General features: G+C 69.4%; 14 protein-coding genes and 1 riboswitch. Of the genes, 11 read left to right on the top strand and 3 right to left on the bottom strand.

All coding sequences use genetic code 11. From position 1 onward, the window contains the following. Positions 1–14: 14 nt before the first annotated feature. The 7 genes from nadD (at position 15) to AB0M65_RS06080 (ending at position 6,541) form a co-directional block, all read left to right on the top strand. Positions 15–614: a nicotinate-nucleotide adenylyltransferase gene (gene nadD / locus AB0M65_RS06110; protein WP_364022174.1), complete on the top strand. Its 600-nt coding sequence runs from the start codon at positions 15–17 to the stop codon at positions 612–614. A gap of 54 nt (positions 615–668) precedes the next feature. After that, on the top strand, positions 669–1,073 hold the full coding sequence (gene rsfS, locus AB0M65_RS06105) for a ribosome silencing factor (protein WP_364022171.1): 405 nt from the start codon (positions 669–671) through the stop codon (positions 1,071–1,073). Beyond that, positions 1,070–1,684 carry a histidine phosphatase family protein gene (locus tag AB0M65_RS06100; protein WP_364022169.1) on the top strand — a complete coding sequence of 205 codons (615 nt, stop codon included), beginning with the start codon at positions 1,070–1,072 and terminating at the stop codon, positions 1,682–1,684. The genes rsfS and AB0M65_RS06100 overlap by 4 nt, the downstream gene beginning before the upstream one ends. Before the next feature lie 3 nt (positions 1,685–1,687). Further along, positions 1,688–2,413, top strand: coding sequence for a diglucosylglycerate octanoyltransferase (gene octT / locus AB0M65_RS06095; protein ID WP_364022166.1), 726 nt, complete (start codon positions 1,688–1,690; stop codon positions 2,411–2,413). Between the two features lie 10 nt (positions 2,414–2,423). After that, positions 2,424–3,269, top strand: a complete 846-nt coding sequence (locus tag AB0M65_RS06090) for a DegV family protein (protein WP_364022163.1) — start codon at positions 2,424–2,426, stop codon at positions 3,267–3,269. Positions 3,270–3,416: 147 nt separating this feature from the next. Further along, complete coding sequence (locus tag AB0M65_RS06085; protein WP_364022160.1) at positions 3,417–4,139, top strand: ComEA family DNA-binding protein; 723 nt, start codon at positions 3,417–3,419, stop codon at positions 4,137–4,139. Then, positions 4,136–6,541, top strand: a complete 2,406-nt coding sequence (locus AB0M65_RS06080) for a ComEC/Rec2 family competence protein (protein ID WP_364022157.1) — start codon at positions 4,136–4,138, stop codon at positions 6,539–6,541. Before AB0M65_RS06085 ends, AB0M65_RS06080 begins: the two co-directional genes overlap by 4 nt. Before the next feature lie 17 nt (positions 6,542–6,558). Here the strand turns inward: AB0M65_RS06080 and thrC are convergent, their stop codons facing one another. After that, on the bottom strand, positions 6,559–7,824 hold the full coding sequence (thrC, locus tag AB0M65_RS06075) for a threonine synthase (RefSeq protein WP_364022154.1): 1,266 nt from the start codon (positions 7,822–7,824) through the stop codon (positions 6,559–6,561). A gap of 11 nt (positions 7,825–7,835) precedes the next feature. Beyond that, a riboswitch (SAM riboswitch) is annotated at positions 7,836–7,968 on the bottom strand. A gap of 135 nt (positions 7,969–8,103) precedes the next feature. On the opposite strand from thrC, the gene holA reads away from it, so the two are divergent. Beyond that, positions 8,104–9,087, top strand: a complete 984-nt coding sequence (gene holA, locus AB0M65_RS06070) for a DNA polymerase III subunit delta (protein ID WP_364022151.1) — start codon at positions 8,104–8,106, stop codon at positions 9,085–9,087. Positions 9,088–9,140: 53 nt separating this feature from the next. Here holA and rpsT read toward each other — a convergent pair whose 3' ends face one another. Next, positions 9,141–9,401, bottom strand: coding sequence for a 30S ribosomal protein S20 (gene rpsT / locus AB0M65_RS06065; protein WP_076166631.1), 261 nt, complete (start codon positions 9,399–9,401; stop codon positions 9,141–9,143). A gap of 329 nt (positions 9,402–9,730) precedes the next feature. Here rpsT and AB0M65_RS06060 point away from each other — a divergent pair, with 329 nt between their 5' ends. Continuing rightward, positions 9,731–10,636, top strand: coding sequence for an EamA family transporter (locus tag AB0M65_RS06060; RefSeq protein WP_364022148.1), 906 nt, complete (start codon positions 9,731–9,733; stop codon positions 10,634–10,636). 23 nt (positions 10,637–10,659) lie between these two features. Beyond that, positions 10,660–11,034, top strand: a complete 375-nt coding sequence (locus AB0M65_RS06055) for a VOC family protein (protein WP_364022146.1) — start codon at positions 10,660–10,662, stop codon at positions 11,032–11,034. Here the strand turns inward: AB0M65_RS06055 and AB0M65_RS06050 are convergent. Further along, positions 11,031–11,618, bottom strand: a complete 588-nt coding sequence (locus AB0M65_RS06050; protein WP_364022144.1) for a class I SAM-dependent methyltransferase — start codon at positions 11,616–11,618, stop codon at positions 11,031–11,033. The genes AB0M65_RS06055 and AB0M65_RS06050 overlap by 4 nt on opposite strands. Positions 11,619–11,731: 113 nt before the next feature. Here AB0M65_RS06050 and lepA point away from each other — a divergent pair, with 113 nt between their 5' ends. Further along, the gene (lepA, locus tag AB0M65_RS06045; protein ID WP_364022142.1) at positions 11,732–13,573 is read left to right on the top strand and encodes a translation elongation factor 4; all 1,842 of its coding nucleotides are present in this window, start codon (positions 11,732–11,734) and stop codon (positions 13,571–13,573) included. The last annotated feature ends 12 nt before the right edge of the window (positions 13,574–13,585 follow it).

Below are 13,585 nucleotides of genomic sequence, written 5' to 3'. Positions count from 1 at the left end.
TAGGCTCACGACCCATGTCACCACGCAGGATCGGGGTCATGGGCGGCACCTTCGACCCCGTGCACCACGGGCACCTCGTCGCGGCCAGCGAGGTTCAGGCCCGGTTCGCGCTCGACGAGGTCATCTTCGTACCCACCGGCCAGCCGTGGCAGAAGTCCGACCGGGTGGTCACCCGCGCCGAGGACCGCTACATCATGACGGTGATCGCGACCGCGTCCAATCCGGTCTTCTCCGTCAGCCGTGTCGACATCGACCGCGTCGGCCAGACCTACACCGTCGACACCCTGCGCGATCTTCGCGCGGAGTATCCGGACGACCAGCTGTTCTTCATCACCGGTGCCGACGCGCTCGAGCAGATCCTCACCTGGCGCAACGCCGACGAACTGTTCGACCTGGCGCATTTCATCGGCGTCACCAGGCCTGGTTACCGCCTCAATTCCCAGCACCTGCCGAGCGGGAAGGTGAGCCTGGTCGAGGTGACCGCGATGGCGATCTCGTCCACCGCCTGCCGTGAGCGGGTCGAAAGCGGGGAACCCGTCTGGTACCTCGTACCCGACGGTGTGGTGCGCTACATCGCCAAAAAGGACCTCTATCGCAAAGGCCGTCGTGGTTGACCAGGTACCCTCGTCGGGCGCACTTGCGAGAAAAGACCTTCGTTAAGGAGAACTGTGACAGCCACGTCCGAGGCACGAGAGCTGGCCGTAGCGGCCGCCCATGCGGCGGCGGACAAGAAGGCGAGCGACGTGGTCGTGCTGGACGTGTCCGACCAGCTGGTGATCACCGACGCCTTCGTGATCGCGTCCGCGCCCAACGAACGCCTTGTCGGCGCGATCGTCGACAACGTCGAGGAGCAGCTGCGGCTCGGCGGGCACAAGCCGGTCCGCCGTGAAGGCGCCCGCGAAGGCCGCTGGGTCCTGCTGGACTACGTCGACGTCGTCATCCATGTCCAGCACCAGGAGGAGCGCTCCTTCTACGGTCTCGAGCGGCTCTGGAAGGACTGCCCGCGAATCGAGGTCGCTGGTTTGGAGACATCCGCCGAGGAGGACCCCGCGGACGCGCAAGGCGCGTCGTGAGCCCGCGGCGGCTGGTGCTCTGGCGCCACGGTGAGACCGACTACAACGCGGCGGGCCGGATGCAAGGGCATCTGGACTCCGCGTTGACGCCGGTCGGCTGGAACCAGGCCCGGTTCGCCGTGCCCGCGCTCGCCAGGTTCTCCCCGGACCTGGTGATCGCCTCGGATCTGCGTCGCGCGACCGACACGGCCACCGTCCTCGCCGAAGCCATCGGCGTCCCACTGCGCATCGACAAGCGTCTCCGGGAAACCCATCTCGGTGAATGGCAGGGCTTCACCGGCCAGCAGGTCGACGAGGCCTACCCCGGCGAACGCGCTCGCTGGCGGGTCGACGCGACGTGGGCTCCGCCCGGCGGCGAGTCGCGGGTGGACGTCGCCGGACGCGCGCTCGAGGTCGTCGCGGACCTCGACCAGCCCAATTCCGCTGCCGGCGACACCGTCCTGCTGGCCACGCACGGCGGCCTGATCATCGCGCTGACCGCGAAGCTGCTCGGCCTGCCGGTGTCGTCGTGGCCGGTGCTGGGCGGGATCGCGAACTGTCACTGGGTCGAGCTGACCCGGCGTGACGGGAACTGGCGGCTGGCCGCCTACAACGCGGGAATCACCGGCTGATCCATGGCCCCGCGCCTGCTGGTGTTCGCCGATTCCCTCAGTTTCCACGGCCCGGACGGTCCGCTCGCCGCCGATGACGCCCGCCTGTGGCCCAATATCGCGGCCGAAGTACTCGGTGGTGGCGCGGATATCGTCGCCGGATTCGGCTGGACCGCCCGCGACGCCTGGTGGTCCCTGACCGGGGATCCGCGTGTCTGGGCCGATCTCCACCATGTCGACGCCGTGGTGCTGGCCGTCGGGAGCATGGACACGCTGCCCTCGCCGTTGCCCACCTACCTGCGCACCGGACTCCGCTACCTGCGTCCCGACCCGCTGCGGCGGGTGGTGCGCAAGACGTATCTGGCCGCCCAGCCCCGGCTCGCGGTCGCCTTCCGGGGACGTCCGGCGGTCCTTCCGGCGAAGCTGACCGTCCGCTACCTCGACGAAGCCGTCGGAGCCCTGCGGGTGCTGCGACCGGAACTGCCGATCTTCGGCATGCTGCCGTCCGTGCATCGGTCCGACTCGTACGGCCGCGTCCACACCGCCCGCCCCGGTGCCGCCGCGGCCATCGCCGCTTGGGGACGCCGTGCGGACATCCCTCTTCTCGATCTCGAAGCCGTCGTCGGCGAGCACGTGCTGAGTGGCCGGGGGAATCCCGACGGTATGCACTGGGGCTGGGAAGGGCATGCCGCCGTCGGCGCGGAAATGGCCCGCCTGATGGCTCCGGTGCTGCGTCCCGCGGCAACGTAGGCTGGCTGCCGTGTCGGTCGCCGTAGTCACGGATTCCACCGCCCACCTGCCGGAAGGCTTCGCCGAACGGAACGGGATCCGGGTGGTCCCGCTGCACGTCCTCGTGGACGGCGTCGTCTTCCTCGACGGCGTCGAGATGGGGCCCGCAGCCCTGGCCGAAGCACTCGGGAAGCGCAGCCTCGTGACGACGTCCCGGCCGACCCCCGCCGAATTCGTCAAGGTGTTCCGCGCGGCACTGGCCAAGGGTGCGGACGCCGTCGTGTCGGTACACCTGTCCCGGGAGCTGTCCGGGACCTGGGAGGCGGCGGTGCTCGCCGCTCAGGAGGTCGGCCAGGACAAGGTGCGCGTCGTCGATTCGCGGAGCACCGCGATGGGGCTCGGTTTCGCCGCGCTTCGTGCGGCCGGCGCCGCCGCGGACGGCGCCGACCCGGCTGGAGTGGAAGAGGCCGCCGTCGACGCGGTGAACCGTTCGGAGACCTTGTTCGCCGTCGAGACCCTCGAATACCTGCGCCGCGGCGGGCGGATCGGCCCGGCCGCCGCCCTGCTCGGCACGGCACTCGCGGTGAAACCCGTGCTCCATATGTCCGAAGGCAAGATCCAGCCGCTGGAGAAGGTCCGGACGATGAATCGCGCGGTGGCGCGGCTGGTCGAACTCGCGGTGAAGGCGGCCGACGGCGGACGCGCCGACGTCGCCGTCCACCACCTGGCTTCACCGGAGCGTGCCGTCGAGCTCGCCAACCGCCTCGAAGAGGCCATCAGCTGCCCGGAAGGCTGCGTGGTGTCGGAGGTCGGCGCCGTCATCGGGGCCCACACCGGGCCCGGTGTCCTCGGTGTCGTGATCCAGCGGGCGCACTAGGAGAACCCGCGAGCATCCCATACGCCTCCGACGGAAACCGGTGAAACTGGCTCTGGCCGGGACCGGGTTGTCCACAACACCCCACTTATCCACAGCCCCCCGATTCGCCACTGCCGCCCGCCACCCCCGCTCCGTAACGTCGCTCATGTGTTCGACCAAACCGCCCGCTCACCGGGCTCTTCCGCCAACGCCAGGCTGGCGTGGCTGACCGCGCAGCTGTCGCCACCCACCCAGGGCCCGCCCGCGGGCAGGCTCGTGCGCCGCTGGGTGCCTGCCCGGTTCACGGCGGACGGGATTCCGGTGAAACGGCGGTGGTTCGCCGTGGCGGCCGTGCTGGTCGCGGTGGCCGTGATCGTGACCGGCGCGATCGCTTTGTTCGGACACCGGCCAGGGGCGGAGACCCCGCCGCCCCTGCCGTCGGCCAAGGCCGTCGGAGACGCCCCCGCCGCGGCGGCCAAGGCGCCTCTGGTGATCAGCGTCGTCGGCCGGGTCCACCACCCCGGCCTGGTCACGATCCCTCCGGGCGCACGGGTCGCCGATGCCCTCACGGCGGCCGGTGGGGCACAGCCCGGAACAGATCTGACCGGGTTGAATTTGGCCCGGCGGCTCACTGACGGCGAGCAGGTGGCCGTAGGTGTCCCCGGTCCGGCCGCGGCCGGACCGGGGACACCACCCGGAAAGCTCGATCTGAACTCGGCCACGGCCGAGCAACTCGACACGTTGCCCGGGGTTGGCGAGGTGATGGCGAAACGCATCGTCGACTGGCGGTCCGGGCACGGCGGGTTCACCACGGTCGAGCAACTCCGTGACGTAGAAGGGATCGGCGAAAGTAAGTTCAAGAAAGTCCGGGAATTGGTGTCCGTCGGATGAACCCGTCCGCCGATCCGTCCGAAGTGGACACCGCGTCGTGGCGAGGACAAGACCTGCGGCTGATACCGGCCGCGGCGATGGCCTGGCTCGGCACCCTTTCCGGGCTGCTGGGCGGTTGGTGGATCACGATGCTCTGCGGTGCGGCCGCCGTGGTGCTCGCGATCGCTCTCGGAGTCCGTGCCCGCCGGAAGGCGTCCCGGTGGGTGGCGGGCCTGGGTGCGCTGGCTGTCCTCGGCGTGCTCACGGCAGGCCCGGTCGCGCTGCGAATCCGGGCGGCCGAACACGATGACCTCCGTGCCGCCGCCGCACGGGGGAGTGACACCACGATGAGGGTGGCGGTCATCGAGCGGCCACGTCCGGTCCGCGGTGCCGGATACGCCGATCGCCAGGCAGGCACCCGTCTGGTGGTCGTCGCCGCGACGGTGGATGCCGTGGTCGCCGACGAGCGGGCGGTGGATTCGGCAGGCCGGATCCTCCTGCTCGCTCCCGCCGAGGGGTGGACGGCCCTGCTGCCCGGGCAGCAGGTCACCGCCTCCGGCAGGCTGGCCCCGGCCAAGGGAGCCGAACTGACGGTCGCGGTCCTCTCGGTGCGAGGCCCGCCGTCAGACCTCGGTCCGGCGCCCTGGTGGCAGCGATCCGCGGAATCGCTGCGCGCCGGGCTCCGGGAGCTGTGCGCCGTCCTCCCGGCGGAGCAGGCCGGTCTCGTGCCCGGACTGGTCGTGGGGGACACGAGCACACTGTCCCCGAGGGTCGAGCGGGAGTTCACGGACTCCGGCATGTCCCACCTGATGGCCGTGAGCGGTGGGAACGTGGCGATCGTCTGCGGCTCGATCCTTCTCCTGCTGAGGGCGCTTCGGATCGGTCCGCGGACCTCCGCCGCCGCGGCCGCGGCGGGGCTCGCCGGGTTCGTGGTCCTCGCCGGGCCCGCGCCCAGCGTGCTCCGCGCCGGAGTGATGGGGGCGGTCGGACTGCTGGCGCTCGCACTGGGGCGCCGGGGTTCGGCGCTGCCCGCGCTGGGCTTCGCGGTGGCCGGGCTCGTCGTCGCCGATCCCGCGATGGCCGTCGACTTCGGTTTCGCCCTTTCAGTGCTGGCCACGGCCGGGCTGGTACTGCTGGCACCGCGCTGGGCCGAGTGGCTGGTCGAGCGCGGTGTGCCGTCCGGCTACGCCGAGGGACTGGCCGTCCCGCTGGCCGCGTTCGTGATGACGGTGCCGGTCATCGCGGGGATGGCGGGGACGGTCAGTCTCGTCTCGGTGGTGACCAACGTGCTCGCCGCGCCGGTGGTCGCCCCGGCCACCGTGTTCGGCGTGCTCGCCACCGTCGTCGGACCGTGGTGGCCGTCGGCGGGCGAACTGCTGGTCCGCTTGACCGAGCCCGAAGCGAGCTGGCTGATCACCGTGGCCCGTCACGGGGCCAGGGCGCCGGGTGCCGCCGTGGACTGGCCGGGCGGCTGGTGGGGCGGGGTGCTGGCGGCCGGGTTGCTGGTCGTGCTGCTGATCGCCGTCCGGCTGCGCCACGCGAGGATCCTGCTGGCCATCGCCTTGGCCGGTGGTCTGCTCGTCTTCGCCCCGGTGCGAGTACTGGCCCCGGCCTGGCCACCGGCGTCATGGAATGCCGTCGCCTGCGACGTCGGGCAGGGAGATGCCGTCGTTCTCGCCACGGCGGAGCACGGGAGGGCGGTAGTGGTCGACACCGGGCCGGAGCCGGGGCCGGTGGATGAGTGCCTGAGCCGGCTCGGTGTGGACCGGGTTCCGCTGATCGTGCTGAGTCATCTGCACGCCGATCACATCGGCGGTCTCGAGTCCGTTTTCGAAGGCCGCTCGGTCGGGGCGGTCGCCGTCGGGCCGGGCCGGGCTCCCGCGTGGGCGTGGCAGCAGGTCGCCAACGAGACCGCACGTCGCGGGATCCCCTTGCTGGAACTGGGAATCGGGCAACGACTGGACTGGCCGGGGCTCTCCCTGGACGTCCTCGGGCCGCGCTACGTCACGCGAAGATCGGCGGTCGAACAAGATGGCACGGTGATCAACAACGGTTCGGTCGTCCTGCGAGCCGCGACTCCGGCCGGCCGGATCCTGCTCACCGGCGACGTCGAACTCGCCGCGCAGGCCGACCTGATGGCCGAAGGCGCGGACCTGCACGCCGAGATCCTGAAGGTCCCGCACCACGGAAGCCGGTACACGGCACCGGATTTCCTCAACGCCGTCGCACCACGGGCGGCGCTGGTGAGCGTCGGCGCCGGGAACACGTACGGGCATCCGAACAAGTCCACTTTGGACAATCTGACGGCCGTCGGCGCGTCGATCGCCAGGACGGACACGGACGGCGACACCGCTGTCGTCACCGACACGCGAGGGCTCGCCCTGGTGCGCCGCGGTGAGCCCCGCGGCCCGCCTCGTTCTTGAGGCGGGCCGGCGGGAACTCAGATGCCGAGGGCTTCGCGGACCGCGTCGGCCGAGGCGCTGACGGTGGCCTTCGGGCCGACCTTGTCCTCGACGGCGTCGAGGGTCTTGAGGCCGTCACCGGTGATCAGCAAGACGATCTCCTCGTCCGGGTTGAGCTTGCCGGTTTCGATGAGCTTCTTGGCGGTCGCCACGGTGACCCCGCCGGCGGTCTCGGTGAAGACGCCTTCGGTACGGGCGAGCAGCCGGATGCCCTCGACGACCTCTTCGTCGGTGACGTCTTCGATCGCGCCGCCGGTGCGGTTGACCACGTCGAGGACGTAGGGGCCGTCGGCCGGGTTGCCGATCGCCAGCGACCGGGCGATCGTGTCGGGCTTGACCGGCTGGATGACGTCGTGGCCCGCGCGGAAGGCGGCCGAGACGGGGGAGCAGCCGGTGGCCTGCGCGCCGAACACCTTGTAGGGCGTTTCGTCGACGAGGCCGAGCTGGCCGAACTCGCGGAATCCTTTGTCCACCTTGGTGAGCTGGGAACCGGAGGCGATCGGCACCACGATCTGCGGGGGAAGCCGCCAGCCGAGCTGTTCGGCGACCTCGAAGGCCAGTGTCTTGGAGCCTTCGGAGTAGTAGGGCCGGACGTTCACGTTGACGAACGCCCAGCTCTCCTGCTCGGCGGCGAGCTGGGTGGCGAGCCGGTTCACGTCGTCGTAGTTGCCGTCGACCGCGATCAGGTCGCCGTCGTACACGGCGGTGGTGAGGATCTTGGCGCGCTCGAGGGTCTTCGGGATCAGCACGACCGACCGCCAGCCGGCGCGGGCCGCCGCGGCGGCGACCGCGTTGGCCAGGTTGCCGGTCGACGGACAGGCGAGCACCTCGAACCCGAATTCGCGGGCGGCCGCCAGTGCGACGGCGACCACGCGGTCCTTGAACGAGTGGGTCGGGTTACCGGTGTCGTCCTTGACCCAAACCTTCTTGACACCCAACGCTTTCGCGAGCCTGTCGGCCTGGATGAGCCGGGTGGCGCCGGGTTCGGTGTTGGGGATCTCCTCGACGTTCGAGGGCACCGGGAGGAGCTTCTTGTAGCGCCAGATGTTCTTCGGCCCGGCTTCGATGTCTTCGCGGCGCACGCGGCCGAAGTCGTAGGCGACCTCGAGCGGCGAGAAGTCCTCCGCGGAGACGAATTCGGGGGCGAGTGGCTGCCGGTGTCCCTCTTCCTTCGACACCAGTTCGACGGCCGGTCCGAGATCCGGGGTCTTGGTGGTGGAGGTCGTGCCGAGGGTTGCGGTCATCGCGAGGTCCTTCCTCATCTGCCCCGCCTGGGCGGGCCGGAATTGGCACCGTGTTCGTCAGCTACCCCGCGATCGCGGGATGACAGGCTGACGCCGGTTGCCGGGGCTTCATCGGGCCGTTCCCTCTGCCCCTCTGGATGAGCGGTATTCAATTGTCGGCACGCGTGTAATCGCGTCGCCTCGCCAACACCGTACGACATGGGCCTCGGGTGGGGCCACCGTGTCCGGAACACATCACCGGAGAAAGCACACGAGAGGAGGAGTGGCAGGATCGTGACCGTGACGACGCAAGCTTCCGCCCCATCGCCGCTGGTACTGGTCCTCGGTGAGGAAGAGCTGCTGATCGAACGCGCGATCCGCAGCGCTTCCGACGCGGCCAAAGCGGCCGATCCGACGGCGGATCTCTCGCGGATCCGGGTGTCGGACCTCACAGTCCCCGCACTCGCGGAGATGGTCAGTCCTTCGCTGTTCGCCGAGGACCGGGTCATCGTCCTCGAATCCGCGCAGGACATCTCGCAGGAGCTCGCCGACGGGGTGATGGCCTACGTCAAAGCCCCCGCCGACGGCATCGTGCTCGTCGTCGTGCACAGCGGAGGCGGCCGGAGCAAGGCCGCGAAGGCGCTGCCCGCGGCACTGAAGAAGGCCGGGGCGGAGGTCGTCGAGTGCCCGAAACTGACGAAGGCCGCTGAGCGGGAATCCTTTGTCCGCAACGAGGTTCGCCGGGTCGGCGGGAAGATCGACGGCGCGGCCGTGCTCGCGTTGATCGATGCCGTCGGTTCGGATCTTCGCGAGTTGTCGTCGGCCGCGACCCAGCTCGTCGCGGACGCCGGGGGAACGGTCGACGAACAGGCCGTGCGCCGCTATCACCGGGGTCGTGCGGACGTGAACGGGTTCGCCGTCGCCGAGAAGGCCGTCGCGGGAGACAGGACGGCGGCGCTGGTGTCACTGCGCTGGGCGATGCAGCTGGGAGTGCCGCATGTGCTGGTCGCGGATGCCCTCGCCGACGCCGTCCGCACCATCGCGCGGGTGTCCGGCGCTGGTCGCGGGAACCCGAACCAGATGGCGGGTGAGCTGGGGATGCCGCCGTGGAAGGTCCGTAAGGCACAGGGGCAGGCCCGAGGGTGGGGCCAGGACGGTCTCGCCACCGCGATGCGGGTCGTCGCCCGGCTCAACGCCGAAGTCAAAGGTGTCGCCGCCGATCCGGAATACGCGCTGGAGCGGGCAGTCCTCGAAGTCGTCGAGGCCCAAGGCGTCGGTCGCTGAACATACGAAAGGGCCCCGGCGACTCGCGTCGCCGGGGCCCTTTCTAAAGCCGATCAGAGAGAGTTCGCGCGCTTCGCGATCGCGGACTTCTTGTTGGCGGCCTGGTTGGCGTGCAGGACGCCCTTGGTCACGGCCTTGTCCAGCTTCTTGGCCGCGTCCTTCTGAAGCTCCAGGGCCTTGGCCTTGTCGCCGGAGTCGGCGGCCTCACGGAACTTGCGGATCGCGGTCTTCACCGAGGACCGGATCGCCTGGTTGCGCTGACGCGCCTTCTCGTTGGTGGTGATGCGCTTGATCTGCGACTTGATGTTGGCCACGGGGGCGCTCCTCTTGGATCTCTCGGTGGTTCGCCACCGCGCTGTGACCGGCCCAGCGCGCTCGGGAGCGGCGCGGGTTTCCTCCATGACGGAATGCCACACGGCGACGAGGGGCCAGCTTAACAGCCGTCCCGGGGCGGAACGCGGCCCCCTCCGGGTGGGTTGCTGCGGTACGGTGAAGATCGTAGTGCCTAGGGTTCCGCCGCCTGCCCGCTCAGGAAACACACAATCAGGGACAGGCGGGGCCGGTCCGAGCGGCACCATCGGCGGGGCCGGAAGCGCCGCCGTTCATCTGACGGGACAAAAGCCTGGAGGACCGGGTTTTCCGTATGCGCGGAAAACGTGAAAGGTCCGCAGTGAACGCCACCGCTTTGTTTTTCGTCCTCGCCGCCGCGATCATCCACGCGGGCTGGAACTTGGCCGCCAAGCGGCTCCGCCGGGGCGGAGCCCGGTTCGTCTGGGCCTACTCCTGCCTCTCCGCGATCCTGCTCGTCCCCGTCATGGCGGTTTCGCTGGCGGTGGAGCCGCAACGTCCACAGTGGACGTGGCTGCTCGCCGTCGTGGTCACCGCGGTGTTGCACATCGCCTACGGAGTCGTCCTCCAGCGGGGTTACGCCGTCGGCGATCTGTCCGTCGTGTATCCCCTGGCCCGCGGTACCGGACCGCTGATCTCGGTGCTCGCGGCCGTGGTGCTGCTCGGTGAGCGCCCCGGGCCGCTCGGCCTGGTGGGGGCGTTCCTTGTGATCGCAGGGGTACTGGTCATCGGTACCGGGCGGGCACCGGCGAACGCCGCCGCCGCCGACCGCTCCGCTCGCCGCAAGGGCGTGGCGTACGGGCTGCTGACCGGGCTCACGATCGCCGCCTACACGCTGTGGGACGCGCATTCGGTCACCGGTCTCGGCGTCCCGCCGATTGTTTATCTGGGAACGAGCGCGATCCTGCAGATCCTGCTCATGGCGCCATACGCGCTGAAGGATCGCGAAGACGTCTCGTGGCTCTGGCGCGAGCACAAGCGCGAAGTGCTCATAGTCGGCGTGCTCTCGCCGGTCGCCTACCTGCTGGTCCTCTACGCCCTCCAGATCGCGCCGGTGAGCCTCGTCGCACCCGCGCGGGAGCTGAGCATCGTCCTGGGCGGCTTTGCCGCCTGGCTGGTGCTGAAGGAGGCCAACGCCGTCCGCAGGCTGATCGGGTCGGTGGTGGTGCTGGCGGGCATCACCGCGATTGCGATGGCCTGAGCACATCCGGTAGGGATTGAGTCATGGACGTGCTGAGCAGCAGGGTGCTGATCCACCCGAAGGACCTCGAGGTGTCGACGGCGTTCTATCGGGACACCTTGGGCCTGGCGATCGACAAGGAGTTCCCCGGCGGGACGGTGTTCTTCGCCGGGAACGGGTCGATCGAGATCGTCGGGACCGGCAAGACCGGTCCGACCCCCGACGTCGTCCTGTGGCTGCAGGTCCGGGACCTGCCCGCGTCGATCGAGGAGCTCGCCACCAAGGGGGTGGACCCGGTCCGGGAAGCGCGCCGGGAACCCTGGGGCCTGGACGAGGCGTGGATCGCCGACCCGGACGGCACCAGGATCGTGCTGGTCGAGGTGCCGCGTGAGCATCCGTTGCGCACCGACCCGCGTTAGGCCGCGGGTTTGCTCGCGCGCAGCTGAGCGGCGAGCGAGGCGCTGAACCCCGGCGGTTCCCAGGTCCAGGTCTGCAGGTCGGTGAAGCCGGCGGCGGCCGCTTCGTCGGCCAGCTCGTGCCGGGAAACCGGCAGCCACTTCTCGTGCGACGACAGCAGTAGCCGCCCGCCCGGCCGAAGTACGCGGTACAGCTCGGCGAAGCCCGCCGTCCGGTCTTCCCACAGCTGCACGTTGTTGATGGTCAGGACCACGTCCACGCTCCCGTCCGGCTCGCCTGTGGAATCGGCGGTCCCATGCCGCAGTTCCACCTTGTCGCCGCATCTGCGGCGGGACCGGGCGAGCATCTCCGGGGACGGATCGACGCCGACGGTGCGACCGGCGCGATCCGCGGCTGCCTGCAGGCCGACACCCGGGCCGGGGCCCACGACGAGGGCGGTTTCCCCGGACTCGATCGACGCCAGTTCGACGACGCGAAGTTCGGTGGCGGCGTTGCCGTGCGCCATCGCCAGGCCACCGAACCGGCCGAGCAGTCCCCTGGGATGGCCGAACGTCTTTTCGAGCATTTGGGTCAGTGAATTACTCATACTTCGAGGGCACCACAGCCCGCCACGGGCCGCATCGGGGATGACCCCCACTCGCACCCGGAGTGGCATGGGAGCATAGAGGTGGCACACCCCGACCTTCGCGAGGAAACCCGTTGACGACGTTCGCCGACACGACCTTCACGCCCCCGGAGCTCATCCGGAACTTCTGCATCATCGCGCACATCGACCACGGCAAGTCGACCCTGGCCGACCGGATGCTGCAGCTCACCGGTGTGGTCGAGGAACGGGCCATGCGTGCGCAGTACCTGGACCGCATGGACATCGAGCGGGAACGCGGGATCACCATCAAGGCGCAGAACGTGCGCCTGCCCTGGAAGGTCGCCGGTCAGGACCACGTCCTGCACATGATCGACACCCCCGGCCACGTCGACTTCACTTATGAGGTCTCCCGCGCGCTCGAAGCGTGTGAAGGGGCCGTTCTGCTGGTCGACGCCGCACAAGGCATCGAGGCGCAGACACTCGCGAACCTGTACCTCGCCCTGGAGAACAACCTCCAGATCATCCCGGTGCTCAACAAGATCGACCTGCCCTCCGCCGACCCGGACAAGTACGCCGCCGAGATCGCGCACATCATCGGCTGCGAGCCCTCGGACGTGCTGCGTGTGTCCGCGAAGACCGGCGTCGGGGTCGGTGAACTCCTCGACGCGGTCGTGAAGCAGGTGCCCGCTCCGCAGGGTGACGCGGACGCTCCGGCACGGGCGATGATCTTCGACTCGGTGTACGACACCTACCGGGGCGTCGTGACCTACATCAGGGTCGTCGACGGCAAGATCACCCCGCGCGAGCGGATCAAGATGATGTCCACCGGTGCCACGCACGAACTGCTGGAAGTCGGGATCATCTCGCCGGAGCCCAAGGCCAGCAAGGGGCTCGGGGTCGGCGAGGTCGGTTACTTGATCACCGGGGTGAAGGACGTCCGCCAGTCCAAGGTCGGTGACACCGTGACCTCCGAGCGCAACGGTGCGAAGGAGGCGCTCGCTGGGTACCGCGAGCCGAAGCCGATGGTCTACTCCGGTCTCTACCCGGTGGACGGTTCGGACTACCCCGAGCTGCGCGAGGCCCTGGACAGGCTCCAGCTCAACGACGCCGCGCTGGACTACGAGCCCGAGACCTCGGTGGCACTCGGCTTCGGCTTCCGTTGCGGTTTCCTCGGTCTGCTGCACCTGGAGATCACCCGCGACCGGCTGGAGCGCGAGTTCGGCCTCGACCTGATCTCCACCGCGCCGAACGTGGTCTACGACATCGTGCAGGACGACGGCAAGGAAATCCACGTCACCAACCCCTCGGACTGGCCGACCGGGAACAAGATCGACAAGGTGCTCGAGCCGGTCAGCAAGGTGAGCATCCTGGCGCCGTCGGAGTTCATCGGCACGATCATGGAGCTGTGCCAGAACAAGCGCGGCCAGCTGCTCGGCATGGACTACCTGTCCGAGGATCGGGTCGAGCTGCGGTACAACATGCCGCTGGGTGAGATCATCTTCGACTTCTTCGACACGCTGAAGTCGCGTACGCGCGGCTACGCGTCGCTGGACTACGAGGAGGCAGGCTCGCAGGCGGCGGACCTGGTCAAGGTGGACATCCTGCTGCAGGGCGAGGGTGTCGACGCGTTCTCCGCCATCGTGCACAAGGACGACGCCTACAACTACGGCAACCGCATGGTGAACCGGCTTCGCGAGCTGATCCCGCGCCAGAACTTCGAGGTGCCCATCCAGGCCGCCATCGGTGCCCGCATCATCGCCCGCGAGACCATCCGCGCGATCCGCAAGGACGTGCTCGCGAAGTGCTACGGCGGTGACATCTCGCGTAAGCGCAAGCTGCTGGAAAAGCAGAAGGAAGGCAAGAAGCGGATGAAGACCGTCGGCCGGGTCGAGGTGCCGCAGGAGGCCTTCGTCGCCGCACTGTCCACTGAGGACTCTGGCAACAAGAAGAAGTAGGCAAGACTGGCG

It is taken from the genome of Amycolatopsis sp. NPDC051071 (assembly GCF_040682875.1).
Taxonomy (GTDB): domain Bacteria; phylum Actinomycetota; class Actinomycetes; order Mycobacteriales; family Pseudonocardiaceae; genus Amycolatopsis.
The sequence above is the reverse complement of the archived record's forward strand: the minus strand, read 5'-3'. Positions and strand labels throughout refer to the sequence as shown.

What these genes read in the sequence shown, in the direction of transcription:
- nadD (WP_364022174.1), top strand. Translation starts at nt 15, where the DNA reads ATGTCACCACGCAGGATCGGGGTCATGGGCGGCACCTTCGACCCCGTG.
- octT (WP_364022166.1), top strand. Translation starts at nt 1,688, where the DNA reads ATGGCCCCGCGCCTGCTGGTGTTCGCCGATTCCCTCAGTTTCCACGGC.
- AB0M65_RS06080 (WP_364022157.1), top strand. Translation starts at nt 4,136, where the DNA reads ATGAACCCGTCCGCCGATCCGTCCGAAGTGGACACCGCGTCGTGGCGA.
- thrC (WP_364022154.1), bottom strand. Translation starts at nt 7,824, where the DNA reads ATGACCGCAACCCTCGGCACGACCTCCACCACCAAGACCCCGGATCTC.
- AB0M65_RS06060 (WP_364022148.1), top strand. Translation starts at nt 9,731, where the DNA reads ATGCGCGGAAAACGTGAAAGGTCCGCAGTGAACGCCACCGCTTTGTTT.
- AB0M65_RS06055 (WP_364022146.1), top strand. Translation starts at nt 10,660, where the DNA reads ATGGACGTGCTGAGCAGCAGGGTGCTGATCCACCCGAAGGACCTCGAG.
- AB0M65_RS06050 (WP_364022144.1), bottom strand. Translation starts at nt 11,618, where the DNA reads ATGAGTAATTCACTGACCCAAATGCTCGAAAAGACGTTCGGCCATCCC.